The organism is Streptococcus mitis, from assembly GCF_003942865.1.
GTDB classification, from domain to species: Bacteria; Bacillota; Bacilli; order Lactobacillales; family Streptococcaceae; genus Streptococcus; species Streptococcus mitis_BI.
On the sequence record NZ_RJNZ01000003.1, the window covers coordinates 147,763 to 165,224 of the forward strand.

The 17,462-nt window shown below is 36.8% G+C and carries 16 protein-coding genes and 2 tRNA genes; all 18 read left to right on the plus strand.

Translation table 11 applies throughout. From position 1 onward, the window contains the following. Nucleotides 1–27 precede the first annotated feature (27 nt). The 18 genes from D8845_RS03910 to D8845_RS04005 all read left to right on the plus strand — a co-directional run bounded on the left by D8845_RS03910 (nucleotide 28) and on the right by D8845_RS04005 (nucleotide 17,421). Nucleotides 28–113: transfer RNA gene (locus D8845_RS03910), tRNA-Leu, on the plus strand. A 136-nt stretch (nucleotides 114–249) separates the two neighbouring features. Beyond that, the gene (locus D8845_RS03915) at nucleotides 250–1,527 is read left to right on the plus strand and encodes an ABC transporter permease (RefSeq protein WP_125452545.1); all 1,278 of its coding nucleotides are present in this window, start codon (nucleotides 250–252) and stop codon (nucleotides 1,525–1,527) included. Between the two features lie 127 nt (nucleotides 1,528–1,654). Continuing rightward, nucleotides 1,655–2,302, plus strand: a complete 648-nt coding sequence (gene vex2 / locus D8845_RS03920) for an ABC transporter ATP-binding subunit Vex2 (RefSeq protein ID WP_000173751.1) — start codon at nucleotides 1,655–1,657, stop codon at nucleotides 2,300–2,302. A 55-nt stretch (nucleotides 2,303–2,357) separates the two neighbouring features. After that, nucleotides 2,358–3,737, plus strand: coding sequence for an ABC transporter permease subunit Vex3 (vex3, locus tag D8845_RS03925; RefSeq protein WP_125452546.1), 1,380 nt, complete (start codon nucleotides 2,358–2,360; stop codon nucleotides 3,735–3,737). A 142-nt stretch (nucleotides 3,738–3,879) separates the two neighbouring features. After that, on the plus strand, nucleotides 3,880–4,536 hold the full coding sequence (gene vncR / locus D8845_RS03930) for a response regulator transcription factor VncR (RefSeq protein WP_125452547.1): 657 nt from the start codon (nucleotides 3,880–3,882) through the stop codon (nucleotides 4,534–4,536). Further along, nucleotides 4,533–5,861, plus strand: coding sequence for a sensor histidine kinase VncS (vncS, locus tag D8845_RS03935; protein WP_125452548.1), 1,329 nt, complete (start codon nucleotides 4,533–4,535; stop codon nucleotides 5,859–5,861). The genes vncR and vncS overlap by 4 nt, the downstream gene beginning before the upstream one ends. 140 nt (nucleotides 5,862–6,001) lie before the next feature. Continuing rightward, nucleotides 6,002–6,883 (plus strand): class II fructose-bisphosphate aldolase, encoded by an 882-nt coding sequence (locus tag D8845_RS03940; protein ID WP_001019001.1) that lies wholly within the window; start codon nucleotides 6,002–6,004, stop codon nucleotides 6,881–6,883. Nucleotides 6,884–7,154: 271 nt separating this feature from the next. Beyond that, nucleotides 7,155–8,132 carry an ABC-three component system protein gene (locus D8845_RS10200; RefSeq protein ID WP_185757374.1) on the plus strand — a complete coding sequence of 326 codons (978 nt, stop codon included), beginning with the start codon at nucleotides 7,155–7,157 and terminating at the stop codon, nucleotides 8,130–8,132. Then, on the plus strand, nucleotides 8,116–8,589 hold the full coding sequence (locus D8845_RS03955; protein ID WP_049551694.1) for a hypothetical protein: 474 nt from the start codon (nucleotides 8,116–8,118) through the stop codon (nucleotides 8,587–8,589). The genes D8845_RS10200 and D8845_RS03955 overlap by 17 nt, the downstream gene beginning before the upstream one ends. After that, complete coding sequence (locus tag D8845_RS10445) at nucleotides 8,590–10,476, plus strand: DNA recombination protein RecN (protein ID WP_260467936.1); 1,887 nt, start codon at nucleotides 8,590–8,592, stop codon at nucleotides 10,474–10,476. Between the two features lie 296 nt (nucleotides 10,477–10,772). Then, nucleotides 10,773–11,765, plus strand: a complete 993-nt coding sequence (locus D8845_RS03970; RefSeq protein ID WP_125452549.1) for an ABC transporter ATP-binding protein — start codon at nucleotides 10,773–10,775, stop codon at nucleotides 11,763–11,765. A 1-nt stretch (nucleotide 11,766) separates the two neighbouring features. After that, nucleotides 11,767–12,585: an ABC transporter permease gene (locus tag D8845_RS03975; RefSeq protein WP_125452550.1), complete on the plus strand. Its 819-nt coding sequence runs from the start codon at nucleotides 11,767–11,769 to the stop codon at nucleotides 12,583–12,585. Nucleotide 12,586: 1 nt separating this feature from the next. Beyond that, complete coding sequence (locus tag D8845_RS03980; protein ID WP_125452551.1) at nucleotides 12,587–13,372, plus strand: ABC transporter permease; 786 nt, start codon at nucleotides 12,587–12,589, stop codon at nucleotides 13,370–13,372. Between the two features lie 100 nt (nucleotides 13,373–13,472). Next, nucleotides 13,473–13,545 (plus strand) — tRNA-Thr (locus D8845_RS03985). Nucleotides 13,546–13,933: 388 nt separating this feature from the next. Further along, the gene (locus D8845_RS03990; RefSeq protein ID WP_078352374.1) at nucleotides 13,934–14,599 is read left to right on the plus strand and encodes a hypothetical protein; all 666 of its coding nucleotides are present in this window, start codon (nucleotides 13,934–13,936) and stop codon (nucleotides 14,597–14,599) included. A 101-nt stretch (nucleotides 14,600–14,700) separates the two neighbouring features. Beyond that, nucleotides 14,701–15,363, plus strand: coding sequence for a DUF443 family protein (locus D8845_RS03995; protein ID WP_125452552.1), 663 nt, complete (start codon nucleotides 14,701–14,703; stop codon nucleotides 15,361–15,363). Nucleotides 15,364–15,423: 60 nt separating this feature from the next. Next, nucleotides 15,424–16,398 carry a hypothetical protein gene (locus tag D8845_RS04000; protein ID WP_260467937.1) on the plus strand — a complete coding sequence of 325 codons (975 nt, stop codon included), beginning with the start codon at nucleotides 15,424–15,426 and terminating at the stop codon, nucleotides 16,396–16,398. Nucleotides 16,399–16,749: 351 nt separating this feature from the next. Beyond that, nucleotides 16,750–17,421 carry a lantibiotic ABC transporter permease gene (locus tag D8845_RS04005; RefSeq protein ID WP_125452553.1) on the plus strand — a complete coding sequence of 224 codons (672 nt, stop codon included), beginning with the start codon at nucleotides 16,750–16,752 and terminating at the stop codon, nucleotides 17,419–17,421. Nucleotides 17,422–17,462 lie beyond the last annotated feature (41 nt).

Here is a 17,462-nt window from a genome sequence, read left to right on the forward strand (position 1 = left end):
AGTTGATATACTAGTAAAGTAATCGACGCGGGGATGGCGGAATTGGCAGACGCGCAGGACTAAGGATCCTGTGACCGCTTTAGGTCGTGAGGGTTCAAGTCCCTCTCTCCGCATAGGATAAGAGTTAGCTTAGGCTAGCTCTTTTTTTATCTAATTCAAGTAGAGCAAAAAATTTTTGCTCTTTTTTTGTATTTCATAAACATTTCATATTTGGGTTTTATAATAGTCTTACAAATATGGAGGTGACAAATGAATCCAATCCAAAGAGCTTGGGCTTATGTCAGCAGAAAACGACTGAGAAGTTTTATTTTATTTCTGATTTTATTGGTCCTATTGGCTGGAATTTCAGCCTGTTTGACTCTGATGAAGTCCAACAAAACAGTTGAAACCAATCTTTACAAATCACTCAATACCTCTTTTTCTATTAAGAAGATAGAAAATGGTCAGACATTCAAGTTGTCAGACCTAGCATCTGTAAGCAAGATTAAGGGACTGGAAAATGTTTCTCCTGAACTGGAGACGGTCGCAAAATTAAAAGACAAGGAAGCGGTGAGTGGTGAGCAGAGCGTTGAACGTGATGATGTGTCAGCTGCAGACAAGAATTTGGTTAGCTTAACTGCTCTGGAGGATTCATCTAAGGATGTCACCTTTACTAGTTCGGCTTTCAATCTAAAAGAAGGGCGACACCTTCAAAAAGGGGATTCTAAAAAAATCATCATCCACGAAGAGTTGGCTAAGAAGAATAGTCTTTCCCTTCATGACAAGATTACCTTAGATGCTGGTCAGTCAGAAACTGGTAAAGGACAAACAGTGGAGTTTGAGATTGTCGGAATCTTTTCTGGTAAAAAACAGGAGAAATTCACAGGCTTGTCTTCCGACTTCAGTGAAAACCAAGTCTTTACAGACTATGAAAGTAGCCAAAGCCTTTTGGGAAATGGTGAATCTCTAGTCAGTGCAGCGCGCTTTTATGTAGAAAATCCTAAGGAAATGGACGGACTCATGAAGCAGGTAGAAAACTTGTCTTTGGAAAATCAAGGCTATCAAGTCGAAAAGGAAAACAAGGCTTTTGAACAAATCAAAGACTCAGTTGCAACCTTCCAAACCTTCCTAACCATCTTCCTTTATGGGATGTTGATAGCTGGAGCTGGAGCCTTAATTTTGGTCTTGTCTCTCTGGTTGAGAGAAAGGGTCTACGAAGTGGGGATTCTTCTGGCACTTGGAAAAGGTAAGAGCTCGATCTTCCTACAATTCTGTTTAGAGGTAGTTTTGGTATCTCTCGGTGCTTTGCTTCCAGCATTTGTTGCAGGCAACACAATCACATCCTATCTACTCCAAACTCTACTAGCAAGTGGAGATCAGGCAGCCCTACAAGACACGCTAGCCAAAGCAAGCAGTTTATCAACCAGCACCCTATCTTTTGCAGAATCCTATGTTTTTCTAGTTCTGCTTAGTTGTTTGTCTGTAGCCCTTTGTTTCCTATTTTTATTTAGAAAATCGCCTAAAGAAATTTTATCATCTATTAGTTAATACTCTTCGAAAATCTCTTTTAACCGTGTCAGCTTCCATCTGCCACCTCAAAACAGTGTTTTGAGCAACCTGCGGCTAGCTTCCTAGTTTAATCTTTGATTTTCATTGAGTATAAGAAGGAGAAATCATGACTTTATTACAATTGCAAGATGTTACCTACCGTTATAAGAACACTGCTGAGGCAGTTTTATATCAGATCAATTATAATTTTGAACCCGGGAAATTTTACAGTATCATTGGTGAGTCGGGAGCAGGAAAATCCACTCTCTTGTCCCTCCTTGCTGGTCTAGATAGTCCTGTTGAAGGTTCGATTCTTTTTCAAGGAGAGGACATTCGTAAGAAGGGATATTCTTACCATCGCATGCACCATATTTCCTTGGTCTTTCAAAATTATAACTTGATAGATTATCTTTCTCCGCTGGAAAATATCCGCTTGGTCAACAAAAAGGCAAGCAAGGATACACTGCTTGAGCTTGGTTTGGATGAAAGTCAGATCAAGCGGAATGTTCTCCAGTTATCAGGTGGTCAACAGCAACGTGTTGCCATTGCTCGTAGTTTGGTCTCAGAAGCTCCAGTTATTCTAGCGGATGAGCCAACGGGAAATCTGGACCCTAAAACTGCTGGAGATATTGTCGAACTGCTCAAATCACTTGCCCAGAAAACAGGTAAATGTGTCATCGTCGTCACCCACAGTAAAGAAGTGGCACAAGCGTCAGATATTACACTTGAGTTGAAGGACAAGAAACTGACTGAAACTCGCAATACTACGAAATAATACGAGCTTTTTCTGTTCGAACTATAAAATAGAATAAAATCTAGAAAGGGAACCTATGTTACACAACGCATTTGCCTATGTTACAAGGAAGTTTTTCAAATCGATTATTATCTTCCTGATTATTCTCCTCATGGCGAGCTTGAGTTTGGTTGGCTTGTCAATCAAGGGAGCTACTGCCAAGGCTTCTCAGGAGACCTTTAAAAATATCACCAACAGTTTCTCCATGCAAATCAATCGTCGCGTCAATCAAGGAACGCCACGTGGTGCTGGGAATATTAAAGGTGAAGATATCAAAAAAATCACCGAAAACAAGGCTATCGAGTCTTATGTGAAACGCATCAACGCTATCGGAGATTTGACTGGATATGAGCTTATCGAAACGCCAGAAACCAAGAAAAATCTGACTCCTGACCGTGCCAAACATTTTGGAAGTAGCTTGATGATTACAGGTGTCAATGACTCCTCTAAAGAAGACAAGTTTGTCTCTGGTTCTTATAAGCTGGTCGAAGGTGAGCACCTAACAAACGACGACAAGGGCAAGATCCTCCTGCACAAGGACTTGGCAGCCAAACACGGCTGGAAAGTAGGGGACAAGGTCAAACTAGACTCCAATATCTACGATGCAGACAATGAAAAAGGTGCCAAGGAAACAGTCGAAGTGACAATCAAGGGACTCTTTGATGGTCATAATAAGTCAGCAGTAACCTACTCACAAGAACTCTATGAAAATACAGCTATCACAGACATTCACACTGCTGCAAAACTTTATGGATACACAGAAGACACAGCTATTTATGGGGACGCAACCTTCTTTGTAACAGCGGACAAGAACTTGGATGATGTTATGAAAGAGTTGAATGGCATCAGTGGTATCAACTGGAAGAGCTATACACTCGTTAAGAGCTCATCTAACTACCCAGCTCTTGAGCAATCCATCTCTGGTATGTACAAGATGGCCAATCTCCTCTTCTGGGGTAGCTTGAGTTTCTCAGTCCTTCTCCTTGCCCTCTTACTCAGCCTTTGGATCAATGCCCGTCGCAAGGAAGTAGGTATTCTCCTCTCTATCGGTCTCAAGCAGGCAAGTATCTTGGGTCAATTCATCACTGAATCCATCTTGATTGCCATCCCTGCTCTTGTTTCTGCTTACTTCTTAGCTACTTACACAGTGCGTACAATCGGAAATACTGTTCTTGCCAATGTCACTTCAGGTGTTGCCAAGCAAGCCAGCAAGGCTGCTCAAGCCTCTAACCTTGGTGGTGGTGCAGAAGTAGATGGTTTTAGTAAAACCTTGTCGAGCTTAGACATTTCTATTCAGACATCTGACTTTATCATTGTATTTGTCCTTGCCTTGGTTCTAGTGATTCTAGTTATGGCGCTTGCTTCAAGCAATCTCCTCAGAAAACAACCAAAAGAGCTCTTGCTGGATAGTGAATAACAAACTTGCTACCTATTCTCCCCTAAATGGGGTATAATATAGGTAGCATTTTTATCTATTTCATCTTGATAAGGTCTCTTCCTTTCAGGATGAAATTGAGATGATTTACAAGAAATTTAAAGGAATGTGAAATGTTTTTTCTATGAAAATTTTAATTGTAGAAGATGAAGAGATGATCCGTGAGGGGGTCAGTGATTATTTGACGGATTGTGGTTATGAAACCATTGAGGCAGCAGATGGGCAAGAAGCCTTGGAAAAATTTTCCAGCTATGAGGTAGCCTTGGTTTTACTGGATATCCAGATGCCTAAGCTCAATGGTCTAGAAGTGATAGCTGAGATTCGCAAAACCAGCCAAGTCCCTGTCTTGATGTTAACAGCCTTTCAGGATGAGGAATACAAGATGAGTGCCTTTGCCTCTCTGGCAGATGGCTATCTGGAAAAACCTTTTTCTCTATCCCTCTTAAAAGTAAGGGTGGACGCGATTTTCAAGCGCTATTATGATATGGGACGAATTTTCTCCTATAAAGATGCCAAGGTGGATTTTGAAAGCTATAGTGCAAGCCTAGCAGGTCAAGAAGTGGCCATCAATGCTAAAGAGTTGGAAATTTTGGACTATCTGGTGAAAAATGAAGGCCGAGCCTTGACTCGTTCTCAGATAATCGATGCCGTTTGGAAAGTGACAGATGAGGTTCCCTTTGACCGTGTCATTGATGTCTATATCAAGGAACTGCGGAAAAAGTTAGACTTGGACTGCATCCTCACTGTGCGCAATGTTGGTTATAAATTGGAGCGAAAATGAAACGAACAGGCTTGTTTACAAAGATATTTATCTACACCTTCTCGATTTTTAGTGTTCTGGTTATTTGCCTTCATTTGGCTATTTATTTTCTCTTTCCTTCGACTTATCTGAGTCATCGTCAGGAAACCATTGGTCAGAAAGCGACAGCCATTGCCCAGTCCCTAGAAGGTAAGGATAGGCAGAGCATCGAGCAAGTGTTAGACTTGTATTCCCAGACTAGTGATATCAAGGGGGCCGTCAAGGGCGAGATGACCGAGGACAAGTTAGAAATCAAGGACAGCCTTCCTCTGGACACAGATCGCCAAACTACCTCCCTCTTTATTGAGGAGCGTGAGGTGAAAACGCAGGACGGTGGTACCATGACTCTCCAGTTTCTAGCGTCCATGGATTTACAAAAAGAAGCAGAGCAAATTAGTCTTCAGTTTCTTCCTTATACCCTGCTGGCATCCTTTCTGATTTCCCTTTTGGTGGCCTATATCTATGCTCGGACCATTGTTGCACCGATTTTGGAAATCAAGCGAGTGACCCGTCGGATGATGGATCTGGATGCTCAAGTACGTTTGCGCGTGGATTCTAAGGATGAGATTGGTGATCTCAAGGAACAAATCAATAGCCTCTACCAGCATCTTTTGACTGTTATTGCGGACTTGCATGACAAGAATGAAGCTATTCTCCAGCTGGAAAAGATGAAGGTTGAGTTCCTACGTGGTGCTTCACATGAATTGAAAACACCGCTGGCTAGTTTGAAAATCCTGATCGAAAACATGAAAGAAAATGTCGGACGTTATAAGGATAGAGACCACTATCTGGGAGTTGCCTTGGGGATTGTGGATGAGCTCAATCACCACGTTCTCCAGATACTTTCTCTCTCGTCTGTGCAGGAATTGCGAGATGATAGGGAAGAAATTGATTTGCTCCAGATGACGCAAAGTCTAGTCAAGGATTATGCCTTGCTAGCCAAGGAAAGAGAGCTTCAGATTGATAATAGCTTGTCCCATCAGCAGGCTTATCTAAATCCATCAGTTATGAAGTTGATCCTATCTAATCTCATTAGCAATGCCATCAAGCACTCCACTCTAGGTGGCTTGGTCCGCATCGGGGAGAGAGAAGGGGAACTTTTTATAGAAAATAGCTGCAGTCCAGAAGAACGAGAAAAACTAGCCCAGTCTTTTTCTGATAATGCTAGTCGCAAGGCCAAAGGGTCTGGGATGGGTCTCTTTGTGGTCAAGAGTCTATTAGAACATGAAAAATTATCCTATCGTTTCGAGGTGCAGGAGAATCGTTTGACCTTCTTTATAGCTTTTCCAAAAGTCGCCCAAGACTAGGGAGAGAAAGGGTTTACATAGATGAAGCTAGAAGAAATTCAATCGAAACTGCGGGAAAAACTAGATTTTTTTGTCAAAAAGTGATAAAATGAACAATGTAAATGGGATGACCCATAAAAATATACAGGAGGCCTGATAAAATGGCAATCGTTTCAGCAGAAAAATTTGTCCAAGCAGCTCGTGACAACGGTTATGCAGTTGGTGGATTTAACACAAACAACCTTGAGTGGACTCAAGCTATCTTGCGTGCAGCAGAAGCTAAAAAAGCTCCAGTTTTGATCCAAACTTCAATGGGTGCTGCTAAATACATGGGTGGTTACAAAGTTGCTCGCAACTTGATCGCTAACCTTGTTGAATCAATGGGTATCACTGTACCAGTAGCTATCCACCTTGACCACGGTCACTACGAAGATGCACTTGAGTGTATCGAAGTTGGTTACACTTCAATCATGTTTGACGGTTCACACCTTCCAGTTGAAGAAAACCTTAAATTGGCTAAAGAAGTTGTTGAAAAAGCACACGCTAAAGGTATCTCAGTAGAAGCTGAAGTTGGTACTATCGGTGGTGAAGAAGACGGAATCATCGGTAAAGGTGAATTGGCTCCAATCGAAGACGCTAAAGCAATGGTTGAAACTGGTATCGACTTCTTGGCAGCTGGTATCGGTAACATCCACGGTCCTTACCCAGCAAACTGGGAAGGTCTTGACCTTGATCACTTGCAAAAATTGACAGAAGCTCTTCCTGGATTCCCAATCGTATTGCACGGTGGATCAGGTATCCCTGATGAGCAAATCCAAGCAGCTATCAAACTTGGTGTTGCGAAAGTTAACGTTAACACTGAATGCCAAATCGCATTCGCTAACGCAACTCGTAAATTTGCTCGTGACTACGAAGCAAACGAAGCAGAATACGACAAGAAAAAACTCTTCGACCCACGTAAATTCTTGGCTGACGGTGTAAAAGCTATCCAAGCATCAGTTGAAGAACGTATCGACGTATTCGGTTCAGAAGGTAAAGCTTAATCTAGCTGAACAATACATACAGAACCTGCCCATTGGGTGGGTTTTTTGGTGTTCCAATGATTTAAATTGGAGATTATGTAAATATTATTTACTAATTATTGATTTTAGAGAAATTTAGAATATAACATTTGTTATGGATAATATGATATTTTTATTGACAAATAAATATTGAGGTTATAATATAGATTTATGAAGTGAATAAAATAATAGTACTACTTTTTTATGTTTGATTATTTCTAATTTGAGGATTAATTATTTAAGGAGTGATTTGATGGAATATGATTTTAAATATTTAGTCGCTAAATATACATTACCAGGAGCAAGAGAAAAATTTGAAAAGATATGTGTTGAGGTATTTCAAGAAGAATTTGGACCTTCAGCGAAGGAGGTTGTGGTATCACAAGGAGATGATGGCATCGATGTTCTAGTTGGTGACTTAGATAACAGACCATCAATTTATCAGTGTAAATTTTTTATTGATGGGATTGGAGATTCACAGAAACAACAAATTAGAGAATCGTTTAGAAAAGTGATTACCAAGCATCCCAATATTTCTTCTTGGTATTTATGTGTACCAATAGGCCTAAATATAAATGAGCTATTATGGTGTTCAAGATGGAAAAGTAAAATGAAGGCTGAACATAAAATAAAGATAGAGTTGTGTGATGGAGCTTTTTTACTAAAAGAATTTAAGAAATGTAGCAGTTATAAATCAACATTTGATGATGATATCAGAAATGATTTAGAACAGATTAAAATGTCTATTGAAGCCAGTAATAAAAGGGTTTACGAAGAAATATTATATGGAGAAGATGAGATAGAAATCTCAGAAATGTACAATGATACTATATTTATATCAATGTTGAAGAGTGCACGAATAGACGAAGTTGACGATTTCAAAGTTGATTTTTATAATGCAGAAATTGCTAGACATGAGTCTTTAAGCAAAGATGACATCAATGGGAAAAAACAATATGATAATTTAAGAAAGAAGATACATTCTATTTGGAAGACCCAATATCGTCTATACAAGCAACCTAACGATGGTAATTGTTTAATAAATCAAACTTATCTTAGAATCGAAGATTTAGATTCTAGCACTTTAGGGAGCCCGATAAGTGGTTTTAATTTATTAGCTAAAAAGGGTATCTTACATCAGCTTGCTGATGATAAGGAATTAGGTTGGGTTGATAATTTTATAGCAGTGTTGGAAAAATATATGGAGGGAAATGATGTTGGAGATAATTGAGAATATAAGTTTCCAAGAATATTGTTTGACCCGAAATAGGGTTGCGATACTGTTGAATATTTTAGGAAAAGAGCACAAAAAAGATACAACTCAAGAAAAATTGATTATTAGTGATTTTTTTCTTAAATTTCCAGAATTAATATCTGATGAAATAGAGCTTGGAAGATTTGATATAAAGTACTCTTATTTTCATTGGAAACCTAATTATAAACTGTATAATGCAGTTCTTGCAGATTTATTAGCTAGAAATATTATTACATTGAACTCTTTGAATAACAGATATTTCATTACAGATAAAGGAGAGAAATTTGTTATTGAACTATTTAGTGAAGAAGGGATAGATTGGAGCAAGATACTACAGTCTTGTGATTTTATAGTTTCTAAAGTATTAAATAAAACAGTATCAGCTGGACAGATCATGATACAGAGTAAATTAGATTGTATACGAGGTAATTAAATGAAACTATTGTTAAAGACACTTAGATTAATAGGTGTGAGAAAAAATTATGAGGTTCATTTTCATAAAGGATTAAATTATATTTCGGGACCAACTTCAACGGGAAAAACTGCAATTTTAGAATTAATAGATTATGCTTTTGGGAAAAAGAATCATAAATCGTATATAGAAATTGGAGAAAGTTGTACGGATGTGGAATTGGAATTTTATATATCAGAGAATCTATATAAGATTAAAAGACCATTGTCAGCTTTTAAAGAACCTGTTCTTTTACAGACTTACGATAGTGTCAAAGAAAAATTTGCACAAGCGCGTGTCTTGGAAATTGATGCTCCTTCAAATGAAAAATCATTATCATACTTTTTGTTATCGAAACTTAATCTAACTAATTTAACCATTAGAGGAGATGATTTTAGTTTTAGAGATTTATTTAAATTTTCATATCTAAAACAGACAAAAATTGATAATGAAAATATTCTTAATGAGCAGAACTGGGTGCATAATGGAAAAGAAAAAGCAACATTTGAGATTATTTTAGATATCTATGATAGTTTACTAGCTGATCTGCAACAGAGTCTTAAAATTGAAAAAGAGAACTTAAAGGTAAAAGAGATTAGATATGGTGCTGTAAAAGAATTTCTAAAAACTGCAGAGATAGAGGACTATGAAACAGTGCAAGCTAAATCTGTTGACATTGATTCTAAACTAGAGGAGATTAATTCTAAAATAGAAAAATATAAATCGGATATTCTGAAAACAGAAGTGGGAAATGATGTCAATGAATTGGTAGTATTTATTAGTGTTCAAAAAGAAAAGTTAAGTAATCTAAGAAATAAATTTTCAGATCAAGAACAGTATATACAAAAATTACAGTTACTAGAGAATCAATATTTTTCTGATATTGAAAAAATTAATGAACAGATAGCAGGTATCAAAGCTATTAATAAATATGAATACTTGTATTGTCCAAATTGCTTACGACCGATTTCACTTCACGAAGAAGCGAGTTGCTTATTGTGTCATCAGAATATGGATGATATTGTAATTGAAATCAACGATTTGAAAAAGGAGCGAAAAAAACTTACAAAAAAGAAAAAGGAGCTTCACACTTATATTGATTCAGAAAAGGAAAAAAATATTAGAGTAGGCCTAGAAATAAACAAATTACAGGATAATATTAATTCTGATGAAGAGAAGTTAGATAGTTTAACCAGACAATATATAAATCCCTTGGCTACAGAAATTAGTTTGCTATCAATTAAAAGCGGTCAATTATATGAAGAAAAGAAATCTCTAAATGAGAGCCTGAAATTTATTGAGGAACTTACAAAGTTGGAAATGTTGCTTTCTGAAAAGAGGATAGAAGTTGAAGGGATAGAAGAACAAATTGAACGCCAAAAATATAAGGATGCCAAAGAGGACAAGTTGAAACAACTGTCTGAAACATTTTCAACTATATTATCATCTTTTGAGTTTCCAAATCTATATGAAGCCTATATTGATACAAAGAGTTATTTACCTTATGTGAGGGGCCGTAAATACAGTGATTTAGGTAGTTTAGGAGCTGTGACTCTGATAACAATGGCATATTACCTATCAATAATGATTTGTTCAAAAGTGCAAACTGGTAACCATTTAGGATTGTTGATGATTGATACTCCTAGGAAAAACTTAGGGGCTTCCTCGACAAGTACAGAGTTTAGAGACGAAAAAATATATGAATCTATAATTAATTATTTTCTTCAGCTTGGAAAAGAATGTAAAAATGATTTTCAGTTAATTGTTGTAAATAATGGTTATCCATCAGATTTTTCACTAGATTATATTGTTAAAGAATTTTCTTCTGATGGTCATGATGGGTTGATTGATGATTATGGTCGTGTTTAATAGATTTCAAATTGTTAATTTTCAGTCAAATATCTATCCTGCCCTTCTGGGCAGGTTTTTTGATGTTTTAAGGAAACAATTAAACTATAATTTTTGATTAAAAATACCACTTTAAGAGAAAAATTTTCAATTTCATAAACTTTAGGCAAACGCTTGTATTCTATTTTTTATTGGATTATAATAGGTTAGTATAAAGCCTTTTGTAGTAATAAAATGTAGAAGGTATAGAAAGTAAGGATTTAGAATACTTGTAGTCAAAAACACAATGTTGCTATTCCTTACATAGGGAGATAGATATGGCAATGATAGAAGTGGAACATCTTCAGAAAAATTTTGTGAAGACTGTTAAGGAACCGGGGTTGAAGGGGGCATTACGCTCCTTTATTCATCCTGAAAAACAGACCTTTGAAGCGGTCAAAGATTTGACCTTTGAGGTTCCCAAGGGGCAAATTTTAGGCTTTATTGGGGCCAATGGTGCTGGGAAGTCGACAACCATTAAAATGCTGACCGGGATTTTGAAACCGACATCTGGTTTTTGTCGGATTAATGGCAAAATTCCCCAGGACAATCGCCAAGATTATGTCAAGGATATTGGGGTTGTTTTTGGGCAAAGAACCCAGCTATGGTGGGATTTGGCCCTGCAAGAGACCTACACGGTCTTAAAAGAAATTTACGATGTGCCAGACTCGCTTTTTCATAAGCGTATGGACTTTTTGAATGAAGTCTTGGATTTGAAGGAATTTATCAAGGATCCCGTGCGAACTCTTTCATTGGGACAACGGATGCGAGCGGATATTGCAGCTTCCTTGCTTCATAATCCCAAGGTTCTCTTTTTAGATGAGCCGACCATTGGTTTGGACGTTTCGGTCAAGGATAACATTCGTCGGGCTATTAGCCAAATCAATCAAGAGGAAGAAACTACTATTCTCTTGACCACTCATGATTTGAGTGATATTGAGCAACTTTGTGATCGGATTTTCATGATAGACAAGGGGCAGGAGATTTTTGATGGAACGGTTAGTCAGCTCAAGGAGACCTTTGGCAAGATGAAGACTCTTTCTTTTGAACTGCTACCAGGTCAAGGTCATCTCGTCTCTTACTATGAAGGATTTTCGGATATGACTATTGATAGACAAGGGAATAGTCTCAACATTGAATTCGATAGTTCTCGCTACCAGTCAGCTGACATTATCAAACAAACCCTGTCTGATTTTGAAATCCGCGATTTGAAGATGATGGATACGGATATTGAGGATATTATCTGCCGCTTCTATCGAAAGGAGCTCTAAAATGGTCAAATTGTGGAGACGTTATAAACCCTTTATCAATGCAGGTGTTCAGGAATTGATCACCTATCGAGTTAACTTTATTCTTTATCGGATTGGGGATGTCATGGGGGCTTTTGTGGCCTTTTATCTCTGGAAGGCTGTCTTTGATTCCTCTCAGGAGTCTTTAATTCAGGGCTTCAGTATGGCCGATATCACCCTCTACATCATCATGAGTTTTGTGACCAATCTTCTGACTAGGTCTGATAGCTCCTTTATGATTGGGGAGGAGGTCAAGGATGGTTCCATTATCATGCGTTTGTTGAGACCAGTGCATTTTGCGGCTTCTTATCTCTTCACCGAGCTTGGTTCCAAGTGGTTGATTTTTATCAGTGTCGGACTTCCATTTTTAAGTGTCATTGTGTTGATGAAAATCATATCTGGGCAAGGGATTGTAGAAGTGCTGGGATTAACTGTCCTTTATCTCTTTAGCTTAACGATCGCCTATCTGATTAACTTTTTCTTTAATATTTGCTTTGGATTTTCAGCCTTTGTGTTTAAAAATCTATGGGGTTCCAATCTACTAAAGACTTCCATAGTGGCCTTTATGTCTGGAAGTTTGATTCCCTTGGCTTTCTTTCCAAAGGTTGTTGCAGATATTCTGTCCTTCTTGCCTTTTTCATCCTTGATTTATACCCCAGTCATGATCATTGTTGGGAAATACGATGCCAGTCAGATTGTCCAGGCGCTTTTACTCCAGTTTTTCTGGCTCTTAGTGATGGTGGGCTTGTCTCAGTTGATTTGGAAACGAGTCCAGTCATTTATCACCATTCAAGGAGGTTAGTATGAAAAAATATCAACGCATGCATCTGATTTTTATCAGACAATATATCAAGCAAATCATGGAATACAAGGTGGATTTTGTGGTTGGAGTACTGGGAGTATTTCTGACTCAAGGCTTGAATCTCTTGTTTCTCAATGTCATCTTTCAACACATCCCATCCCTGGAAGGTTGGACTTTTCAAGAAATTGCCTTTATATATGGTTTTTCTTTGATTCCCAAGGGACTGGACCATCTCTTTTTTGATAATCTCTGGGCACTGGGGCAACGCTTGGTGCGAAAAGGAGAATTTGATAAGTATCTGACACGTCCTATCAATCCTCTCTTTCACATTCTAGTCGAAACTTTTCAGATTGATGCCTTGGGCGAACTATTGGTCGGTGGAATTTTACTAGCGACAACAGTATCAAGCATTGCTTGGACTTTTCCAAAATTCTTGCTTTTCCTAGTCTGTATTCCTTTTGCGACCTTGATTTATACTTCCTTGAAAATCGCCACAGCCAGCATCGCTTTTTGGACCAAGCAATCAGGAGCTATGATTTACATTTTCTATATGTTCAATGACTTTGCCAAGTACCCGATTTCGATTTACAATTCGCTCCTTCGATGGTTGATTAGCTTTATCGTGCCATTTGCCTTTACGGCCTATTATCCTGCTAGCTATTTCTTACAGGACAAGGATATGTTCTTTAACATCGGAGGTTTGATGTTGATTTCCCTTGTCTTCTTTGTCATTTCCCTTAAACTTTGGGATAGGGGCTTAGATGCCTACGAAAGTGCGGGTTCGTAAATAATAGAATATCAAAGTCTTGTCTCAGGACAGGCTTTTTCTAATATAGATGGAAATTACTTGACACCTATTCTCAGAGTGCTATACTGTAAGTGTAATCGCCGATTTAGCTCAGTTGGTAGAGCAAGGCACTCGTAAAGCCTAGGTCACAGGTTCAATCCCTGCAATCGGCAAAGTGAAGAAGCTCAAAGCCTTGTCTTGGGACAGGGCTTTTTTATATGTTAGGAACATGCATTGAAGCTAATTCTAGAGTGTTAAACTAGATGAAAAAAGAAGCAATAAGATGTAATTCAATCGCAGTTAGTCTAAATGAATGAAAAAGATGGCATAGCACCTTAGAATCAGATCTTGTAGTTTTTTCTTTGATTCCTATTATAGGAATTATTGGAAAGATAGTGTAAAAGGAATTTTATAGAAAATTTTTTTCAAACAAAATACTGATAAAGTACAGATATTGAGAGCGTTAGATTTTTGGTTAAACTTTGAGGGGCGGTTCATGATAAAAAAATTTTTACATTCATGATATAATAAGCTTAGATTCCGCTATACAGGAGGAAAGAGATGAAAAAAAATAAATGCTTATTTTTGGTTGTTAGTGTAATGTTAATGCTCTTAACACTTTTTGCTCTAAATGGATGTAGTTTGGGTGGTGAAACAATCCCTAAAAATAGAACAAAAAAACAGTACGAATTTGAAAAAACGTTTGAGCCCATGTTTAAATTTTTAGAGCAAGACAAGAAGGAGTTTAATGGATTAAAGCTTTACAAAAATAGTATTTATATAGAGAGTGGAAACGTAGTAAAGGATTATAAAGTATTCTTAGATACTAGCCAATCTGAAATTAAGGGTGACTATACAATAAAAATTGGGGATAATAAAGAAACAGTTCCTGTTACTTACTCTAATGAGAGATTACAGTACGAATCGAAGTTAGAACCTTTGTTTGACGAAGAAATTCTTAATTTGGTAGTACAAAGAGATTATTTCGCTTCCTTGAATATAAAAGAAACCTTTAAGAGTGCTGAAACTGAATTGAGCGATATTATCTACCAGCCTGAAAATCATTCTGACCTCTATAAATATCTTAAAAATAAGTACGATATGCCAGAAGATACGACCTGTCGAATAATATTAGATTACTCTAGTGGCTCAATTTATGGGATTACAATCCAGTTGAATTCGAAAGATAAGACAGTTCAGTTGGATTTAACAATATTTAAACAATAGGGATGGTAGTTTATGAATGAAATCGAAAAGAGCATAAACGATATCGGAAGCGGCATTGATTCAGGTATTAAATCAATTCAGAAAGTGTTTGGGTGGTAAATGTGGAATTAAAATTTAAAGAAACAAATAAAACATTTCATAAAATTGTAGAATTTAAAGGTGAAAAATATCTTTTGGATATGACTAGCATTAGTCCTAAAACTTATTTCTGGGGTTCTCTTCCTAGTGAAATCACAGCTAAATGCTTAAAGTTAGATAAAAGAGATACGAGATTTGAGAGCTTAGCTCCAACTATGAACAAATCTCTTGGTATTGGAATAGGTGTAGCAATAGGTGGAGCTTGTTATGGGATTGTTACGAATGCTGTTAAGAGTTATGATATTAGCCATAATATTTCTTTTAAATTAGGTTTATTTGTACTCTTTATCACCCTAGCTTATCTTACTTTCAGGTTCATTGCTTTTGTGGCTCGTCATAATCTTCAACAAAAGCTTTCAAGTAAAGAAACGAAGTATCAAATAGTTTTCAAATTAGCAAGACCACAACGTCAGTTGAAACTGTATAAACTTTTGCCTATTCTTTTCGTTATGGTTATAGGATGTTTGGGGTTTTATATATTTACTGATAATGGTACAGAGGCATCTATCCTTATCGTTAACAGTATTTTATTTTTGGGTTTCTTTACGATTATCTTAGGTATGTTACCACTCCGAGAAAGTTACGAAAAGCAAGAGATTATTTTTGATAGAGTAGAGAAGTTATAAGTTAAAAAGATACATAAATACTATTCTATAACGGATTTTTAATGAGCAACAGGATATATTATGTTAAATATATTAAAATCAAATAAATGGATATTCCTTGCAGTTTCTGTGCCTTTTCTTATTATCATTCTTTCTTATTTGCTTATGGGGCATTCGTTTGGCAACACTGCTAAGTTTATACATGTTCATGAAGATACTATCAAGAGAGAAATTCTTGCAGACATAGATAGTCAAGGACAGTATATAAAGTCTGTGACGCTTTTACCTGGTTCAGCGATGGGGTCTTTTGATAATGGCGGAGATGTAGGCGGAAATTATCATATTTACTTTAGAGCCTATGTTAATAATAATCGCAAGCAGTCAATGAAAGTAGAAATATACTTTCCTGATGCTGGCATACCTCCTTTTACCTTTATAAAACCCAATCCTTATAAATCACCTGAAACTATGGAGAGATGGTACTTGTCAGTACAAGAGGTATCCAATGACCCCTCGTGGGATTGGAAGCGAGAGCAAGATAAATTGACTGAAACTATGAATAAACTTTCGGATGTTGCTGTTCGCAAGGCCAAGGATGCATCTTGGCAAATTCAAAAAGAAATTATGATTCGTTTTCTTAACAAATGGCTAAATGAACATGAGGAAAATTTCAAACTAGCTATCCAAACAGATCTGTATAGAAACGACCCAGAATTGGAACAGAAATTAGGAAAGATTCAAAGTATAAGTGTAAGTGAATATCAAATGTACATTCCTTCGACAGGTAGCGACATTCGTTTTGATGTTAGATTTGAGAAATATCCTGAAGAAGTAGCTACTATAAACGTTCGCTTGCATTCCCAAGGGGAACAATCAGTTTTTAAGGATCCCTTAGTAGCTGCAACTATTAGTTTTGAAAATGAACGTTTTGCTATAAAAACGGAGTACGACTCCAAGCTATTTCCAATTTTTAATCAAAGTCGATTTGGTAATAGTAATGGAGAAATATCTTATAAGCTCCCAAAAGACTATGAAAATCAATTTTTAATTCCTTAATTATCAAGCAAGCTATTGTGTTTGCTTTAATCTGAAACACTAGAAATAGTGTTTTTTATTGGAACAAATTGAGAACTCTTTCATAAGATATCTGTGGTATGGTATAATGGACAGTAGGTTTTTGTATTTTTTTGATGATAGATAGAATTTTAAATTGAAGGAATTAGTTAAGTAAGAACAAGCAAACTAAGAGTCTACTATCAATCAAATCAGAGTACAGCCTCAATATGAAATTATGAAGATAGTCCCATAAGGTGAGATGTTACAAATAGTACTTGAATTCGCTAGATAAACACACTGGATTTTCAAAGGGTTTGAAAAAATGGTGGGCAGGAATTGTAGGAGGATAAGATGAAAGAAAGATATTATGAATTTTTGAATTTAGCGGTTGTGGATTCTAGTCCTATAAAGAACTCTGAATTTTTAAAGTCAGTAGCGATGGAGGTAATTTTTTCCTTACTGATATTGATATTTATAGTGTCTATTTTTAGAGAAGGTGAGATACATGATGTGAGTATGATTATCCTTTACATCACTATCTATCATATATTGGTTTCGTTGTTCATGTTTTTGTTATTCCAAAAATTTTCCAAATCAAAATTATTGCAATTGATTCCAGCTAGTTCTATTCTAATTTCTCATGTTGAGTTTCTCTTCTGGGGTTCTCTATTTTGGGGGAAGAACTACTGGTCTGTATTCACAATTTTAATTAGCCTAAGCCTTATTTTTCAGTTACTAACCTTTGTTTACCAGTTGTTAATTGTCCCTAAAGCTAAGAAATTACCACATGGTGAGTATAGGAAGAATCTTTTATTTCTTCCTTCTGTTATTTGCATATTAATTTCAGCAAGTGTAGTAGCTATAGCACATTTAATTACGTTGCCAGGAACATATATAATTACTTCCCTCGTCGCAGGGAGTATAGCATGCCTTCCCTACTATTGGCTTGAGTATGCACGAGTATTCACCGGTTGGAAAAAGAAAAGCACGAAAAACTTTATTTATAGAGGAGAAATAAAATGAAATTAATGAGAATGGCTAGTAGTAGCATAGATCATGCTAGG